A 16,793-nucleotide genomic window follows, 5' to 3' on the forward strand; every position below is an offset into this window, starting at 1 on the left:
GTCCCCTCACATCCGGAAGACGCCGAACCGCGGCTCGCCCAGCGGGGCGTTCGCGCAGGCGGTCAGGGCCAGGCCCAGCACCTGCCGGGTCTCCAACGGGTCGATCACGCCGTCGTCCCAGAGCCGGGCGGTGGCGTAGTAGGCGTTGCCCTGCTGCTCGTACTGCCGGCGGATCGGGGCCTTGAAGGCTTCCTCCTCCTCGGCGGGCCAGGACTCGCCCCGCGTCTCCAACTGGTCCCGCTTGACGGTGGCGAGGACGGAGGCGGCCTGCTCGCCGCCCATGACGGAGATCTTGGCGCCCGGCCACATCCACAAAAAGCGCGGGGAGTAGGCCCGGCCGCACATGGAGTAGTTCCCGGCGCCGTAGGAACCGCCGACGACCACGGTCAGCTTGGGCACGCGCGTGCAGGCGACGGCGGTGACCATCTTGGCGCCGTGCTTGGCGATGCCACCGGCCTCGTAGTCCCTGCCGACCATGAAGCCGGAGATGTTCTGCAGGAACACCAGCGGAATCCCGCGCTGGTCGCACAGCTCGATGAAGTGGGCGCCCTTCTGGGCGGACTCGGAGAACAGGATGCCGTTGTTGGCGACGATCCCCACCGGGTGGCCGTGGATCCGGGCGAAGCCGGTGACCAGGGTCTGCCCGAACTCCGCCTTGAACTCGGCGAACCGCGAGCCGTCGACCACGCGCGCGATGATCTCGCGGACGTCGTAGGGGGTGCGCGGGTCGACGGGCACCGCGCCGTAGAGCCCGTAGGGGTCCACCTTCGGCTCGACGGCCGGCCGCACCTCCCAGGGCAGGGGCCCGCGCGCGGGGAGCGTGGCGACGATGCCGCGGACGATCCGCAGGGCGTGCGCGTCGTTCTCCGCGAGGTGGTCGGTGACGCCGGACACACGCGCGTGGACCTCGCCGCCGCCCAGTTCCTCGGCGGTGACGACCTCGCCGGTGGCGGCCTTCACCAGCGGGGGACCACCGAGGAAGATGGTCCCCTGGTTGCGGACGATCACGGCCTCGTCGCTCATCGCCGGGACGTAGGCGCCGCCCGCGGTGCAGGACCCGAGGACGGCGGCGATCTGCGGGATGCCGGCGCCCGACATGCGCGCCTGGTTGTAGAAGATGCGGCCGAAGTGCTCGCGGTCCGGGAACACCTCGTCCTGCATCGGCAGGAAGGCGCCGCCGGAGTCGACGAGGTAGAGGCAGGGGAGCCGGTTCTCCAGGGCGATCTCCTGGGCCCGCAGGTGCTTCTTCACCGTCATCGGGTAGTACGTGCCGCCCTTGACGGTGGCGTCGTTGGCGACGATCACGCAGTCCCGCCCGGCGACCCGGCCGATCCCGGCGATCACTCCGGCCGCCGGTGCCTGCCCGTCGTACATCCCGTCGGCCGCGAGCGGGGCCAGTTCGAGGAACGGCGAGCCGGGGTCGAGCAAGGTGTCCACGCGGTCCCGCGGCAGCAGCTTGCCGCGCGCGGTGTGCCGGGCCCGGGCCCGCTCGCCGCCGCCGAGCCGGGCCGCGGCCAGCTTGCCGCGCAGCTCCTCGGCGAGCGCGCGGTGCGCCTCCTCGTTGGCCCGCCAGGCCGCCGACGCGGGATCCGCCGCGCTCGTCAGCTCCGGTGCCTCCAGCATTCTGCGGTCCCCTCACCCAGTGGTCGACTGTTAATGAGCGTTAACCATTTCTCCCAGGTTAACGAGCGCTAACCCCGCTGTCTAGAATTGCTGCCATGGTCACCAGAACCGGCGCCCCCGGGCGCCGCGAGCAGATCCTCAAGGAGGCCGCCCGGCTGTTCGCCGAGCGCGGCTTCCACGGCGTCGGGGTCGACGAGATAGGGGCCGCGGTCGGCATCAGCGGCCCCGGTCTGTACCGGCACTTCGCGGGCAAGGACGCGATGCTCGCGGAGCTGCTGGTCGGGATCAGCGGACAGCTGCTGACCGGGGCCAAGCGGCGCCTGGCGGAGGCCGACGGCGCGGCCGGCCCCGTGGCGGTCCTCGACTCCCTCATCGAGGGCCACATCGACTTCGCCCTCGACGACCGCCCCCTGATCACCCTGCACGACCGGGAGCTGGACCGCCTGCGGGACAGCGACCGCAAACTGGTGCGCCAGCTCCAGCGGCAGTACGTGGAACTGTGGGTCGAGGCGCTGCGGGCGGCGTATCCGGGGCTCGCCGAGCCGGCCGCGCGCTCCGCGGTCCACTCGGTCTTCGGCCTGCTGAACTCGACCCCGCACCTGGGCCGGCCGGGCTCCCTGCCGGGCCGTGCGACGACCGCGGCCCTGCTGCACCGCATGGCCCGCGGGGCGTTCGCGGCGGCGGGCGCGCACGGATAGCGGCGGCGGCCCGGCCGGCGGCGGTGGCCGGGCGTGATCCGGGTTACCCCCGGGATGCCCTGGACGGGGCCCGTACTCGCCGGTACCTTGGTCTGAGCAAGCGCTTAGACATGCCTGAGGTACGTGGAGGTGGCGGCGTGCGCCGTACGGTGTTCAACGAGGATCACGAGGCGTTCCGGGAGACCCTTCGCGCCTTCATCGAGGCCGAGGTCGTGCCGGTGTACGACGAGTGGTTCGCCGCCGGCCAGGCCCCGCGCGAGTTCTACTACAAGCTCGCCGAGCTGGGCCTCTTCGGCATCAACGTCCCCGAGGAGTTCGGCGGCGCCGGCCTGGAGACGCACAAGTTCGAGGCGATCCAGTACGAGGAGACGGCACGCGCCGGCGTGAACTTCGGCGGCTCCGGCGTGCATGTGCTGCTCGCCCTTCCCTACCTCAAGATGCTCGCCACCGACGAGCAGAAGAAGCGCTACCTCCCGAAGTTCGTCTCCGCCGAGGAGATGTGGGCCATCGCGATGACCGAGCCCGGCACCGGCTCCGACCTCGCGGGCATGAAGACCACCGCCAAGCTCTCCGAGGACGGCACGCACTACGTCCTCAACGGCGCCAAGACCTTCATCACCGGTGGCGTCCACGCCGACCGCGTTATCGTCTGCGCCCGCACCGCCGCGCCCAGCGCCGAGGACCGCCGCTTCGGCATCTCCCTCTTCGCCGTCGACACCAGGTCCGAGGGCTACTCCATAGGCCGCAAGCTGGACAAGCTGGGCCTGAAGACCTCGGACACCGCGGAGCTGGCGTTCGTCGACGTCAAGGTGCCCGTCGAGGATCTGCTCGGCCAGGAGAACAAGGGCTTCTCCTACCTGGGCGCCAACTTGCCCTCCGAGCGCTGGGGCATCGCCTTCGGCGCCTACGCGCAGGCCAAGGCCGCCGTGCGGTTCGCCAAGAGTTACGTCCAGGAGCGCACCGTCTTCGGCAAGCCGGTCGCCCACTTCCAGAACACCAAGTTCGAGCTGGCCGCCTGCCAGGCCGAGGTGGACGCCGCCGAGGCGGTCGCCGACCGGGCCCTGGAGGCACTGGACGCGGGCGAGCTGACCCCCGCCGAGGCCGCGAGCGCCAAACTGTTCTGCACCGAGGTCGCGCACCGCGTCATCGACCGCTGCCTCCAGTTGCACGGCGGCTACGGCTATATGAACGAGTACCCGATCGCCCGCCTGTACGCGGACAACCGCGTCAACCGCATCTACGGCGGCACCAGCGAGATCATGAAGACGATCATCGCCAAGGACATGGGTCTGTAAAGGCCCGGGCAAGTCCACGAAAAGATTGCAGGGTACAACTGGCTCATGAGTCAGGCACTTCAGTCCCTGCTCGATCTGCTCGACCTGGAGCGGATCGAGCAGGACATCTTCCGCGGCCAGTCCTGCTCCGCTGTCGTTCCCCGCGTCTTCGGCGGGCAGGTCGCGGCCCAGGCGCTGGTCGCCGCCGGGCGCACGGTCCCGGCCGACCGGCACGCGCACTCCCTGCACGCCTACTTCCTGCGGCCGGGCGACCCGGGCGCCCCCATCGTCTACACCGTCGACCGCATCCGCGACGGCCGCTCCTTCACCACCCGCCGGGTGGTCGCGGTCCAGCACGGGCAGCCGATCTTCCATCTCTCGGCGTCCTTCCAGACGTACGAGGAGGGACTGGACCACCATGCGCCCATGCCCGCCGCGCCCGACCCGGAGATGCTGCCCACCTCCCAGGAGCGGCTGCGCGGCTACCGGCACCTGGACGCGCGGATCGTGGAGAAGTTCCAGGAGGCCCGCGAGGCGGTCGACCTGCGCTACGTCGACGAGCCGCCCTACGGCAGCTACGGAGTGCCGCGCGAGCCGCACTCTCAGGTGTGGTTCCGCACCAACGGCAAGCTGGACGGCGACATCGACGCACCCCTGCTGCACGTCGTGCTCGCCACCTACGTCTCCGACATGACGCTGCTCGACTCCGTGCTGCTCGCGCACGGCCGCGGCGGCTGGGCCGTCGGCGACGTGGTCGGGGCCTCGCTGGACCACGCCATGTGGTTCCACCGGCCGTTCCGTGCCGACGAATGGCTGCTGTACGACCAGGAGTCGCCGTCCGCACACGGCGGGCGCGGGCTCGGCCAGGCCCGCATCTACACCCGGGACGGCCGGCTCGCCGTCTCGGTGATCCAGGAAGGCGTGGTCCGTGTGCCCAGGGGCTGAACGACCGGGCGTACAGCGCCTGTCGGCGTCAAAAGGACTCTGATTCCTGCCCGAGGTGCCGATCCCAGAGGGCCGGGCTAGGCTGAATGGCGAGCCGCAAAAGAGGGCACGCCCCGTGCTGTTGAAGTTCCCCAGACGCGGAACTCCGGTCGTTGATCTCGCCCACGCGTATCGCGTGGCCCGACCTGGCGGCATCGGTGCCGAGACGTGCTCTTCATATCAAAGCGGTGAAGCCAGAGACCGCGCCGCACCTTTTCACACCACTGCGGTTGCGGCCATCCACTCGCCCGCCCCGAAAGCGGCGTGCGAGACGATGGAAGGAAAGGCAATCCCATGCGAGCACAACGCGCAAGGCGTCTCCTTGCGGTTTCCGCTGCCGGCGTTCTGATGGCCGGCGGCGCCGCGATCGGCGCAGCGGGTACCGCTTCGGCAGCCCCGGCGCACGTCAACTCCGGGTACTCCAGCAACGACCACGGCGGTCATGGTGGCTACGGCGGCCATGGCGGCTACGGCGGTCACGGTGGCTACGGCCACGGTGGCTACGGCGGTCACGGTGGCTACGGTCATGGCGGCTACGGCGGCCACGGCGGCTACGGCGGAGGCCACGGCGGTTACGGCGGCGGTCACGGCGGTGGCGGTCACGGTGGCGGAGGTCACGGTGGCGGAGGTCACGGTGGCGGAGGTCACGGTGGCGGAGGTCACGGTGGCGGCGGTCACGGTGGTGGCGGCGGACGCTGACCGTCCACGCACACAGCGCGATGTGCGGCTCCTCACCGGGGCCGCACATCGCGGCGTCTGGGGGCCGTTCGGTCCGTCAGTCGCCCTTGCCCAGGCCCGCTTCCGTCAGCAGATAGGCCGTCATCGGGTCGTAGTAGCGCGGGCTGCGTACGTGATCGTCGAGCGGCACCGCCACCTGGAGCGTGCCCTCGGACTCGGCGAGGAACAGCGCCGGGTCGTTGCAGTCGGCGTACCCGACGGAGTCGAGGCCGTGCTGCGCGGCGTAACCGGCCCAACCGTGGTCCGCGACGACCAGGTCGGGCAGCGGACGGCCCTCCCGCTCAAGTCCCGTCAGAATGGCCCGCATCGGCTCGCCGGAATGGGTGTGCCACAGCGTGGCGCCGTGCTCCAGGACGGCCACGTCCGCGAACTGCATGACATACCCCTCGTCCGTCTGCAGCCCGTCCGGGATGACCACGACCTCGCAGCCGGCGGTGCGCAGCGCGGCGGCCGTGGCCCTGTGCACGTCGAGCAGGCCGCCGGGGTGGCCGGTGGCGAACAGCACCCGCTGCCCGCCGTCGGCCGCCTTGCGCAGCCGCAGCGCAAGCCGGTCCAGGGCGTCGACCGTCAGCTCGGGGTCGATGGTGTCCTGTCCGTACCGGTACTCCGGGTCGTCGTTGACGCCCACCCGCTCCGCCATCACCGCGAGCACGTCCTGCTCGTCCTGCCAGCGGTCCCCCAGCTCGAGCCCGAGCCAGAAGTTGCGGTCGCCGTTGGCCAGCTTGCGGTAGTGGGAGAGGTTGTTCTCGCGGGGAGTGGCGACATCGCCCGCGATACGGGTGCTCACTAGATGGTCGACTAGCTCGGCGCGGCTGGGTGTCCCGGGTATCGGCATGCCTCCCATTGTGGGGCAGCGGGCGGTGCGATTCCCCTGGCGTATCGCACGCTGGGACGCGGGTCACTCACCGTGTTTCAGCGCGAACCACAGCTCCATGCGGACATCGGGATCGTCGAGGTCCGCGCCGAGCAGCGCCGCGCACCGGCCGATCCGCTGCCGCACGGTGTTGCGGTGCACACCGAGCGCGACCGCGGTGCGGTCCCAACTGCCGTGCAGGGAAAGCCAGCTGCGCAGGGTCTCGGCGAGGGCAGGCCGGCCGGCGAGCGGTGCGAGCAGCTCGCGCGCGAACCCCTCCGCCTCGTCCGCCGGGACCAGCCCCGCAAGCCCGGCCCGGCCGCCGTGGCGGACCAGCGCGGCAGCGGTGACGCGGGCCCGGGTCAGGGCGCGGGCCGCCTGGGTGTCGGCGGCCGGCCACTCGTGCGGGGCGGCCGGGGCGCTGACGCCGAGGGTCCAGCCGGGCTGCGGGGCGGGTTCGCGGTCGGCGGGCACCAGCACCCGTACCACGTCACGGCCGGCGTCCACCAGCGCGGAGCCCAGGGCCGCGCCCAGCGCGGAGCCGGCCACCGCGTCCGGCGCCTGGGTCTGCGGGCGGGCGTGCACGACGAGCCATGGCCCGTCGCCCAGCAGCGGCGCCACGTCCTGCGGTGCCGCGCCGAGCAGCAGCCGGACCAGCGCCGCGGAGCGCGCCGCCCCGGCACCGCTCTGGTGCTCCCCGGTGAGCAGCGACAACAGGACGGCGGCCACGGAGGCGATGGTGTGGTCCCCGGCCTCCCGCCCCGGCACCGCAACCCCGAGCACAAACCCCTGCCCGTTCCCCAGCGAGTAGGCGGCGAGATGAGTTCCCCCCAACGCATCGGTCGCGGAGGCCGGCCCGACTCGGCCACCCGCCCCGCCGCCACCGGCCACCACGCCCCGGGCACGGTCGACGGCACCGGGCCGCGTGCCGGGGCCGGTACGGCTGGATGCGGTGGCCGTGGCGGGTCCGGGCGTGGTGGTGGGCGCGGAGGCGTGGCCGGCGAAGTGTGTGCGGCCCGGGTCCACGGCTTGGGCGAGGGTGGCCGGTTCGGGTGCGTGCTGCGTGACGGCGCCGGTACCGCCGGTGGCAGGCGCGGCGGCGGTGCTGGGTGTGGAGGCGGTAAGAGGTGGGGGTGTCCGGTCATCGGCGCAGGTGCGGACCGGGGCCGCGGCCTGGGCGGGCTCGGCCGAAGGAGCCGCCTCCTCCGCGGGCGCCGGGGCCAGGTCGGGCGGGGCGGGGGTGTGGGAGCTCGGGGGCGGGTTGCCGGGCGGCTGGTCCCGGAGCGGTTGTTCCGGAGTGGGACGGGGGGTGTGGGGGAGGGGGCGTACCACCTGGGTCAGGTGGGTCAGGGCCGTGCGTACGTCTTCCTCGGGGGGTTGGCCGGCCGAGGCGATTTCCGTGCCGTCGGGGCCGTACAGGCACGCCCGGCCGCCCAGCCGCTGGGCCAGCCGGCGCAGCACCGCGGGGACCGGGTCGGGGCGGGCCGCCGCGGACGCGAGGCTCCGCTGGGCCTCCGTGACCCGGCGCAGCTCGGCCAGCCGGGCCTGGGCCATCAGCTGCCAGACCGCCCGGGCCACAGCCGAGAACGTCGTCTGCGGCGGGACCTCGACGAGCGGCAGTCCGTATGCCTCGCAGGCCGCGACCAGCGCCCGCGGCACCGTGTCGTGCACCGGCGCGACGCCGAAGCCCAGCGCCGCGCCGCCCGCCGCCACGATCCGGGACACGTAGGCGTCGAAGTAATCCCCCGGCCCCGCACGACCGGGTGCACCCCCGTCCGAGGCCGCCGCCTCGGGAATGTGCACGCCCGCGGTCAGCAGCAGCTCGCCGCCCAGCAGGTACGGATAGGGGTCGGACATCTCGGAGGTGTGCGCCCAGTGGACGGCGACCTGGGGCCCCGACGGTCCGGCGATCTGCCGCAGGGCCAGGTCCTCCCGGGCCAGCAGCGCCGCCAGCGGGACCGGCGGGGTGGGCGGGACCGCCGGTGTCGCCGGTACGGACCTGTCCGGCATTGTGTGCGTTCCCTCCACTCCGACGCGCTCGAATGGATGAAACGTACACTTCGCAGTCGCTTTCCGGCCACCTAATGTCGGTCCGGACCGGCAGCCGCGGGTACCGGCGTCTGTCCCCGTGATCCGCTGCCGGCGTCCCCGCTCCCGGAAACCCCCTTCCGGGACACCCCACTCGTCTCCGCACGACACGCCACCGACCGTGCGCGAAGGAGGGCCCACATGGCCGTCGACTACACCGTCATCGTCGTCTATCTCGTCGGCATGCTGGCCATGGGCTGGTGGGGCATGCGCCGCGCCAAGTCGAAGAGCGAGTTCCTGGTGGCCGGCCGCCGCCTCGGACCCGCCCTGTACTCCGGCACCATGGCGGCGATCGTCCTCGGCGGCGCCTCCACCATCGGCGGTGTGGGCCTCGGCTACAAGTACGGCCTGTCCGGCGCCTGGATGGTCTTCACCATCGGCCTCGGCCTGCTCGCGCTGAGCGTCTTCTTCTCCGCCCGCATCGCCCGCCTGAAGGTCTACACCGTCTCCGAGATGCTGGACCTGCGCTACGGCGGCCGGGCGGGCGTCATCTCCGGCATCGTCATGTGGGCGTACACCCTGATGCTCGCGGTGACCTCGACCATCGCCTACGCCACGATCTTCGACGTCCTCTTCGACCTCAACCGCACCGTCGCGATCGTCCTCGGCGGCTCGATCGTCGTCGCGTACTCCACGCTCGGCGGCATGTGGTCCATCACGCTGACGGACATGGTGCAGTTCGTCGTGAAGACGATCGGTGTGCTGCTGCTCCTGCTGCCCATCGCGGTCGTCAAGGCGGGCGGCTTCTCCGCGATGAAGGCCGAGCTGCCCACCGAGTACTTCGACCCGCTGGGCATCGGCGGTGAGACGATCTTCACCTATGTCCTGATCTATACCTTCGGCATGCTCATCGGTCAGGACATCTGGCAGCGCGTGTTCACCGCCCGCAGCGACCGGACCGCCAGGTGGGGCGGCACCGTCGCCGGCACCTACTGTCTCGGCTACGCCCTCGCGGGCGCCGTCATCGGCACCGCGGCCAAGGTGCTCTACCCCGAGCTGGGCAGCCCGGACGACGCGTTCGCGACCATCGTCAAGGACGAACTCCCCATCGGGGTACGCGGGTTGGTGCTGGCCGCCGCCCTGGCCGCCGTGATGTCCACCTCCTCCGGCGCGCTGATCGCCTGCGCCACCGTCGCCAACAACGACATCTGGTCCCGGTTGCGGGGCATGACGCGCCGTGCCGCGGACGCGCACGACGAGGTCAGGGGCAACCGTGTCTTCATCCTGATCATGGGCGTCGGCGTGATCGGCACGGCCATCGCGCTCAACGACGTCGTCGAGGCCCTGACCGTCGCCTACAACCTGCTCGTCGGCGGGCTCCTCGTCCCGATCCTCGGCGGGCTGCTGTGGCGGCGCGGCACCGCGCAGGGCGCCCTCGCCTCGGTGATCGTCGGCGGCCTCGCCGTCATCGGCCTGATGGCGTCCTTCGGCATCCTGGCCAACGAACCCGTCTACTACGGCCTGTTGTCCTCCCTGGTCGCCTACGTCGTCGTCTCCCTGCTGACGAAGCCGACCGACGCCGCCGTGCTCGCCGCCTGGCGTGAGCGCCTTGCCGGACGGTCGCCCGAACTCGCCTCCGAACCCGTCCCGGCCCACCAGTAGAGTCACCGGCAAAGCAGTACATGCGCGGACAAGCGCAGGAAAGAAGGCATTTCACCATGAGCAGCAGCGAGACGCCCCGCGGCCCCGTCGACTCCTCCCGCGTCCCCCGGTACGCCGGACCCGCGACGTTCGCCCGGCTGCCCCGCCTCGACGAGGTCGGCACCGCCGATGTCGCCGTCGTGGGCGTGCCGTTCGACTCCGGTGTCTCCTACCGGCCGGGCGCCCGCTTCGGCGGCAACGCCATCCGTGAGGCGTCCCGGCTGCTGCGCCCCTACAACCCGGCGCAGGACGCCTCCCCCTTCGCGCTCGCCCAGGTGGCCGACGCGGGTGACGTCGCCGTGAACCCGTTCCACATAGACGAGGCCGTGGAGACCATCGAGGCGGCGGCCGGTGAACTGCTCGGCACCGGCGCCCGACTGATGACCCTCGGCGGCGACCACACCATCGCGCTGCCCCTGCTGCGCGCGGTCGCGAAGAAGCACGGCCCGGTGGCCCTGCTGCACTTCGACGCCCACCTCGACACCTGGGACACCTATTTCGGCGCCGAGTACACGCACGGCACCCCGTTCCGCCGCGCCGTCGAGGAGGGCATCCTCGACACCTCCGCGCTCTCCCACGTCGGCACCCGCGGCCCGCTCTACGGCAAGCAGGACCTCAGCGACGACGAGAAGATGGGCTTCGGCATCGTCACCTCCGCGGACGTCTACCGGCGCGGCGCCGACGAGATCGCCGACCAGCTGCGCGGGCGCATCGGCGACCGGCCGCTGTACGTGTCCATCGACATCGACTGCCTCGACCCGGCGCACGCGCCCGGCACCGGCACCCCGGAGGCGGGCGGCATGACCTCCCGCGAGCTGCTGGAGATCCTGCGCGGCCTGGCGTCCTGCAACCTGGTGTCGGCGGACGTCGTCGAGGTGGCGCCCGCGTACGACCACGCCGAGATCACCTCCGTGGCCGCCTCCCACACGGCCTACGAGCTGACCACCCTGATGACCCGCCGCATCGCGGCCGCGTAGCTCCGCTGGTTCGGCGGTGTTGGGTCGTTGTTTCGTCTGCGGGGGTGTGGGGGCTGGTCGCGCAGTTCCTCGCGCCCCTTTGGGGTGGTGACTGGCGTGGTTTGGCTGCGGCTGCGTCGTGGCTGGTTGCGCAGTTCCTCGCGCCCCTTTGGGGTGGTGACTGGCGTGGTTTGGCTGCGGCCGCATCGTGGGTGGTTGCGCAGTTCCTCGCGCCCCTTTGGGGTGGTGACTGGCGTGGTTCGGTTGCGGCCGCATCGTGGGTGGTCGCGCAGTTCCTCGCGCCCCTTTGGGGCGCCGACTGGCGTCGTTCGTTTGCGGCTGCGTTGTGGCTGGTCGCGCAGTTCCTCGCGCCCCCTTCGGGGTGCCCGACTCGTTGAGGAGAGCTTGCTTCAGTGACGCATGACCACGATCTGGTACTCCGCCCGACGCCCGCGCAGACGGCCGCCGCCCTCGACCCGCCACCCGGCCGCAACGGCGGCGACCTGGTCGTGGAGACCCTGGCCGGGCTCGGCGCGACGACCGTGTTCGGGCTGCCCGGCCAGCACGCCCTCGGCATGTTCGACGCGCTGCGCCGCTCGGACCTGCGCTATGTGGGCCTGCGCGTGGAGAACAACGCCGCGTTCGCGGCGGACGCCTACGGCCGGATCACCGGCGAGGCCGCGCCGCTGCTGCTGTCGACGGGGCCGGGCGCGCTGACCTCGCTGGCCGCGCTCCAGGAGGCGGCGGCGGCATCCGCGCCCGTCCTCGCCATCAGCAGCCAGGTCCCGACGGCCGGGCTCGGCGGCGGCCGGCACGGCTATCTGCATGAACTCCCGGACCAGGCGGCCTCGTTCCGGGGCGTGGTCAAGTCGGTCCACACCGTCCGCGCCCAGTCCCAGATCCCGTCCGCCGTCACCGCCGCCTGGAAGTCGGCGCTGACCGCACCGCACGGCCCGGTGTGGGTGGAGATCCCGCAGGACGTGCTGCTGGCGCGTACGGCCCTGCCGGTGGTGACCGCGCTGGACGCCACCCCGGACGAGTTGGTCCCACGGCCCGAACTGACCGCGCTGGCCGCCGATCTGCTCGCGCGCTCCGCCCGCCCGGCGATCATCGCCGGCGGGGGAGTGGTCCGCGCGGACGCCGCAGGCAAGCTGCTGCGGCTGGCCGAGCGCCTCGACGCCCCGGTCGTGACGACCTTCGGCGGCAAGGGCGCCTTCCCGTGGGAGCATCCGCTGTCCCTCCAGTCGTGGCTGGAGGACCGGCACACCACGGACTTCCTGGAGGACGCGGACGTCCTGCTGGTGGTCGGCTCCGGACTCGGTGAACTCTCCTCCAACTACCACACGTTCGCGCCGCGCGGCCGGGTGATCCAGATCGAGGCCGACCTCGGCAAGCTGGAGTCCAACCACCCCGCCCTCGGCATCCACGCGGACGCCAGGCTCGCCCTTCAGGCGCTGCTGGAGACGGTGCCGGAGCGCACGGACGCCACGGCGCCGCGACGGGTCCGCGCCCTGCTCGCCAAGGTCGCCGACCGCATCGCCGGCCAGGAACTCACCCTGGAACAGGATGTGCTGGCCGCGGTCCGCCGGGCCCTGCCGGCGGGTGCCCCGTCCTTCTGGGACATGACGATCCTCGCCTACTGGGCCTGGTCGGCCTTCGACGCCCAGGCCCCGAACACCATGCACTCGGCGCAGGGCGCCGGCGGCCTCGGCTACGGCTTCCCGGCGGCCCTCGGCGCCGCCGCCGCCGACCCCGGCCGCCCGGTGCTGGCGGTCTCGGGCGACGGCGGCGCCCTCTACTCGATCGCCGAGCTGGCGACGGCCCGCCAGTACGGTCTGAACGTCACCTGGCTGATCGTCGACGACGGCGGCTACGGCATCCTGCGCGAGTACATGACGGATGCGTTCGGCCAGGCCACGGCGACGGAGCTGACACGCCCGGACTATGTGGCGCTCGCCGGGTCCTTCGGCGTCCCGGGGGTGCGCACCAGCCCCGAGACCCTGGAGGCGGACCTGGCGCAGGCACTCGCGTCACCGGGGCCGTCGGTGGTGGTGCTCCCCGCGGTGCTGCGGATGTTCGCGCCGACACACCTCGGCTGAGGGCGTCGGCTCCGGTCAGCAGGCGCCCGGGCCGACGCCGTCCATGCGGCCGCCGAAGTCCCCGAGGTAGCGCGAGCGCCAGTCGCCGTTGAACACGTCCCGCTTCTCGACGGGGGACCAGTTGATGAAGCAGGCGCGGGTGCTCGCGACGGCGGAGCCGACGTGGTCGTGCAGGCTGGGCGGCATGTCGCGGTAGCCGCTGCGGGAGGTCCACTCCCAGTAGGAGCCGCCGAATCCCTCCTTGCTCCAGAAGCACACCGATCCGTCCGGACAGGACGGGACGGTCTCCCGGGCCGAGGCGGCCTGGGCGGGCAGCATCAGGGCGGTCAGTGCGAGGGCGACGGCGAGGGACCAGGAACGCAGCTTCATGCGGCTCTCCGAAAAGGCGAGTTGGGGCGCCCCGGCCGAGCGGCCGGGGCGCCCCCATGCTCGGGTCCGGGCTCGGGGACACGCCCGGACCGGAGAGCGGTCTCACCGGTGTGAGCGAAGTAGTCGTTCAAGCACACACGGCGGCGGGAGCCGTGGCCGCTCGGCACGGCCGCGAGGCGCCTACCAGATGGCGTCCACCCACTCCGGGTGGTCCACGAACGGGTTCCGGTTGTGCTGGTAGGAGTCGTAGATGACCTGGTTGCGGCGTTCCTCGAAGGCGTCGGGCGGGTCCTCGTCGTTCCACCGCTTCAGGACCGACAGCTTGCCCATGTACGGGGTGCTGCCGTTGTTCACCTTGTCGTCGGGTTCGAGGTCGGCGAAGCCGTCGCCGCCCTCGTAGCGGACCGCCATGTACAGGATCATGCGTGCCACGTCGCCCTTGACGGCGTCGCGGGGCTCGAAGGAGTCCGCGTCGGTGCGGCTGCCGCCGGAGTTGGTGAAGGTGCTGCCGCCTTCGTCGAAGTCCTTGTTGCTGCGGGTGGAGTTGACCTGGACGTCCTCGGAGCGGATGTGGTGCAGATCGGTGCCGGGGCCGGTCGAGGTGGTCAGGTTGCCGTGCGAGATCGCCCAGACGTGCTCGCGGTTCCAGTCGCCGACGTCGCCGCCGTTGAGGGTCTTGCCGCGCGAGATGCCCGAGTACAGCAGGACGACGTTGTTGCTGTTGTTCGGGTCCTGGTCGGTCACCTTCAGCGCGTCCCACAATTGCGCGTAGGACAGCTTGCTCTGGCTGCTGATGATGGTGTGCAGGGCGGACTTGAGGCTCGTGCCCGACTTGCCGACCGCGTTCTTGTAGTACGTCGTGTCGTACGCGGTCGTCGTCGCGCGGGCCGGGGTCGCGGTGAGGGTGGGGGCGGTGAGCGCGACCAGGACGGTGGCCGTCGTCAACGCCACTGTCCTCCAGTGGCGCAGGGGTGTCGCCGGCATCATGTGGGGTCCGTTCTACGCGGGTTGAATGGAGGCGGCACCCTGCAGAGTGACATGGACATGTAGTAGTGATGGTGTACGGGAGGTGTCGGTTGCGTGACGGGATGCGGCACGCCCCGCCCGCCGCCGGCGCAACGGCCCCCCGCCACAAGTCTTTTCGGCGCGGCCGGCGGGGCGCGGGCGCCGGGGATTGCGAAGGATTTGCCCTCTGGGTGGGCCGGCGCGTACAACCCTTTGTTCGAAGCTGTGAGTCAACAGGTACATGACTCATCCGATATCCAGGCGCGCCGCGGTACTGGCCGCGGGCGTCGGCGCCGCGGTGCTCGTACCGGGCCTCGTCGTCGCCGCTCCGGCGTCCGCCGCCACCACGCCCACGGTCAGCTGCACGTCAGCCAAGGCGGGCCTCGCCACCAAGCTGAAGAAGGACATCACGGCCGCCCTCGCCACCCGCAAGGGCACCGTCGCCGTCGGCCTCTACGACCGCACCTCCAAGACGACCTGCACCCTGCGCCCCTCCACCGCCTACGACTCGGCCAGCGTCGTCAAGGTCACCGTCCTCGCCACGCTGCTGTGGGACGCGAAGAAGCACAACCGCTATCTGACCGACCGCGAGGTCACCCTCACCAAGGCCATGATCACCAAGTCGGACAACGACGCGACCAGCAAGCTGTGGAAACAACTGGGCCTGACAAAGATCAAGGGCTTCCTGTCCGCCGCGAAGATGACGCAGACCAAGCCGGGCGCGAACGGCTACTGGGGCCTGACCCAGATCACCGTGACCGACGAGCAGAAGCTGCTCAAACTCGTCACCGCCAAGAACACCGTGCTCAGCGACAACTCCCGCGCCTACATCCGCAAACTGATGGGGCAGGTCGTCTCGTCGCAGCGCTGGGGCACCCCGTACGGCGCGCCCTCCGGTGTCTCCGTACACGTCAAGAACGGCTGGCTGCAGCGCTCCACGCACGGCTGGCGGGTGCACAGCGTCGGCACGTTCGACGGCCGCGGGCACGACTACATGATCACCGTGCTGACCCACGGCAACAGCACGATGAACTACGGCATCAGCACCATCCAGGGCGTGGCCAAGGCCATCCACAAGGACCTCGCCGCGGCCGGAAGTTGAGCCTTCACTACGCGGACCCCACGGCGTCACCGAACTGCCCTACGGTGACGCCCATGCGCATGAGAACCGCACTCGCCACCTTCACCGCCGCGCTGGCAGCGGCCACCTGCCTCACCGCCGCGGGGACCGCGGGGGCGGCCCCCGCACGGGGCAACGCCTGCTCGCCCGCCGTCTCCGTCGACCGCTTCTCCGACGCGCTCGACAAGACGACGTACGAGGGCAGCTTCGTCGGCAACTTCTCCGCGCTCGCCGTGGACCGGGACGGCTCCCTCGCCGCACTCTCCGACCGCTCCGCGCTCTTCGGTCTTGACGCGAAGACCCTGAGGCCGACGTCGATCGTGCCGCTCGCCGACGAGAAGGGCGCCCCGCTGGACTCCGAGGGCCTGGTCGTGGACCGCGACGGCACCCGGCTGGTCAGCTCCGAGACCGAGCCCTCCGTGCGCCGCTACTCACGCGACGGCCGCATCCTCGACCGGCTGCCCGTGCCGTCCGCCCTGCTGGTCGCCCCGGCGGGCCGCCCCACGAACAACCTGACCTTCGAGGGCCTGACCCTGCTGCCCGGCGGGCGCACCCTGCTCGCGGCCATGGAGGGCCCGCTGTCCGGCGACGCCGCCGACACCGTCCGCTTCCAGACCTGGCAGCGGACGAAGGGCGACCACTTCCGGCTCTCCGCGCAGTACGCCTACCGCACCGACCCCGGTCTCGGCGTCCCCGAGGTCCAGGCGACCCCCGACGGCCGGCTGCTCGTCCTGGAACGCGGCTTCACCGCCGGCGTCGGCAACACCGTCCGGCTCTACCTGGCCGACCCGCGGCACGCCACGGACACCGCCGGCGTCGAGAACCTGACCGGCCAGAAGGGCGTACGGCCCGTCAAGAAGACCCTGCTGGCCGACCTCGCCGACTGCCCGTCCCTGGGCGCCACCGCCAAGCAGCCCCAGCCCAACCCGCTCCTCGACAACATCGAGGGCATGGCGATCACGGGCCGCGACCGGGGCCGCCTGAAGGTCGCCCTGGTCAGCGACGACAACCAGAACCAGGCCCAGACAACCCGCTTCTACCACCTGCGCGTCCGCGTCTGACCTCCGGCTCGGGTGTGGGTTTGTCCGCCTGGGGTGCGAGCGGATGGAGCTACGCGGCGCATGCCCCACCGGCTGCCGCCGCTCACGGCGCCGCCGGCTGTCCTGGTGCCGGCCGCGCCCCCTCGCCGAACACGTCGGGGAGCGTGCCCCGGCACACGGGCACCGCGCCGGCCGGGCCACGCCGACCCGGCCGGCCGCCCCGCCGCGCACCCCCGGGGCCCTGAGGGTGCGCCCCTTCGGGGGCGTATTCGCGGTCGTTCGGGTGCGGGAGGGTCGTGGTTTCT

At 71.9% G+C, this 16,793-nt stretch carries 14 protein-coding genes; 8 read left to right on the forward strand and 6 right to left on the reverse strand.

Features of this window, described 5'->3' with window-relative positions; translation table 11 throughout:
- Positions 1-6 precede the first annotated feature (6 nt).
- The gene (locus ACIRFL_RS27525; RefSeq protein WP_404033572.1) at positions 7-1,623 is read right to left on the reverse strand and encodes a carboxyl transferase domain-containing protein; all 1,617 of its coding nucleotides are present in this window, start codon (positions 1,621-1,623) and stop codon (positions 7-9) included.
- A 95-nt stretch (positions 1,624-1,718) separates the two neighbouring features.
- Here ACIRFL_RS27525 and ACIRFL_RS27530 point away from each other — a divergent pair, with 95 nt between their 5' ends.
- The 3 genes from ACIRFL_RS27530 to ACIRFL_RS27540 all read left to right on the forward strand — a co-directional run bounded on the left by ACIRFL_RS27530 (position 1,719) and on the right by ACIRFL_RS27540 (position 4,540).
- A complete protein-coding gene (locus ACIRFL_RS27530; RefSeq protein ID WP_404033574.1) occupies positions 1,719-2,321 on the forward strand; it encodes a TetR/AcrR family transcriptional regulator in 603 nt (200 codons plus the stop codon).
- Between the two features lie 137 nt (positions 2,322-2,458).
- Positions 2,459-3,616, forward strand: a complete 1,158-nt coding sequence (locus tag ACIRFL_RS27535) for an acyl-CoA dehydrogenase family protein (RefSeq protein ID WP_404033576.1) — start codon at positions 2,459-2,461, stop codon at positions 3,614-3,616.
- A 45-nt stretch (positions 3,617-3,661) separates the two neighbouring features.
- Positions 3,662-4,540, forward strand: a complete 879-nt coding sequence (locus tag ACIRFL_RS27540) for an acyl-CoA thioesterase (RefSeq protein WP_404033578.1) — start codon at positions 3,662-3,664, stop codon at positions 4,538-4,540.
- A gap of 255 nt (positions 4,541-4,795) precedes the next feature.
- On the opposite strand, the gene ACIRFL_RS27545 is transcribed toward ACIRFL_RS27540, so the two are convergent.
- From ACIRFL_RS27545 to ACIRFL_RS27555, 3 genes are all read right to left on the reverse strand, one after another.
- Positions 4,796-5,257: a hypothetical protein gene (locus ACIRFL_RS27545; protein ID WP_404033580.1), complete on the reverse strand. Its 462-nt coding sequence runs from the start codon at positions 5,255-5,257 to the stop codon at positions 4,796-4,798.
- 97 nt (positions 5,258-5,354) lie between these two features.
- Positions 5,355-6,152, reverse strand: a complete 798-nt coding sequence (locus ACIRFL_RS27550; RefSeq protein WP_404033582.1) for a phosphatase — start codon at positions 6,150-6,152, stop codon at positions 5,355-5,357.
- A 63-nt stretch (positions 6,153-6,215) separates the two neighbouring features.
- The gene (locus tag ACIRFL_RS27555; protein WP_404033584.1) at positions 6,216-8,180 is read right to left on the reverse strand and encodes a helix-turn-helix domain-containing protein; all 1,965 of its coding nucleotides are present in this window, start codon (positions 8,178-8,180) and stop codon (positions 6,216-6,218) included.
- A 219-nt stretch (positions 8,181-8,399) separates the two neighbouring features.
- On the opposite strand from ACIRFL_RS27555, the gene ACIRFL_RS27560 reads away from it, so the two are divergent.
- The 3 genes from ACIRFL_RS27560 (at position 8,400) to ACIRFL_RS27570 (ending at position 12,954) form a co-directional block, all read left to right on the forward strand.
- On the forward strand, positions 8,400-9,860 hold the full coding sequence (locus ACIRFL_RS27560; RefSeq protein WP_404033586.1) for a sodium:solute symporter: 1,461 nt from the start codon (positions 8,400-8,402) through the stop codon (positions 9,858-9,860).
- Between the two features lie 56 nt (positions 9,861-9,916).
- Positions 9,917-10,876: an agmatinase gene (gene speB / locus ACIRFL_RS27565; protein ID WP_404033588.1), complete on the forward strand. Its 960-nt coding sequence runs from the start codon at positions 9,917-9,919 to the stop codon at positions 10,874-10,876.
- 392 nt (positions 10,877-11,268) lie between these two features.
- Positions 11,269-12,954 carry a thiamine pyrophosphate-binding protein gene (locus ACIRFL_RS27570; protein ID WP_404033590.1) on the forward strand — a complete coding sequence of 562 codons (1,686 nt, stop codon included), beginning with the start codon at positions 11,269-11,271 and terminating at the stop codon, positions 12,952-12,954.
- Between the two features lie 15 nt (positions 12,955-12,969).
- On the opposite strand, the gene ACIRFL_RS27575 is transcribed toward ACIRFL_RS27570, so the two are convergent.
- Both ACIRFL_RS27575 and ACIRFL_RS27580 read right to left on the reverse strand, forming a co-directional pair.
- A complete protein-coding gene (locus ACIRFL_RS27575; protein ID WP_404033592.1) occupies positions 12,970-13,323 on the reverse strand; it encodes a peptidase inhibitor family I36 protein in 354 nt (117 codons plus the stop codon).
- A 180-nt stretch (positions 13,324-13,503) separates the two neighbouring features.
- Positions 13,504-14,307, reverse strand: coding sequence for an endonuclease I family protein (locus tag ACIRFL_RS27580; protein ID WP_404033666.1), 804 nt, complete (start codon positions 14,305-14,307; stop codon positions 13,504-13,506).
- 262 nt (positions 14,308-14,569) lie between these two features.
- Here ACIRFL_RS27580 and ACIRFL_RS27585 point away from each other — a divergent pair, with 262 nt between their 5' ends.
- Together ACIRFL_RS27585 and ACIRFL_RS27590 are read left to right on the forward strand one after the other, a co-directional pair.
- Entirely contained in the window at positions 14,570-15,430 is an 861-nt protein-coding gene (locus ACIRFL_RS27585; protein ID WP_404033594.1) for a serine hydrolase, read from the forward strand.
- 53 nt (positions 15,431-15,483) lie between these two features.
- On the forward strand, positions 15,484-16,509 hold the full coding sequence (locus ACIRFL_RS27590; protein WP_404033596.1) for an esterase-like activity of phytase family protein: 1,026 nt from the start codon (positions 15,484-15,486) through the stop codon (positions 16,507-16,509).
- The last annotated feature ends 284 nt before the right edge of the window (positions 16,510-16,793 follow it).

Origin of the sequence: Streptomyces sp. NPDC102462, from assembly GCF_044765425.1 — a bacterium.
In the GTDB taxonomy this organism is placed as follows: domain Bacteria; phylum Actinomycetota; class Actinomycetes; order Streptomycetales; family Streptomycetaceae; genus Streptomyces.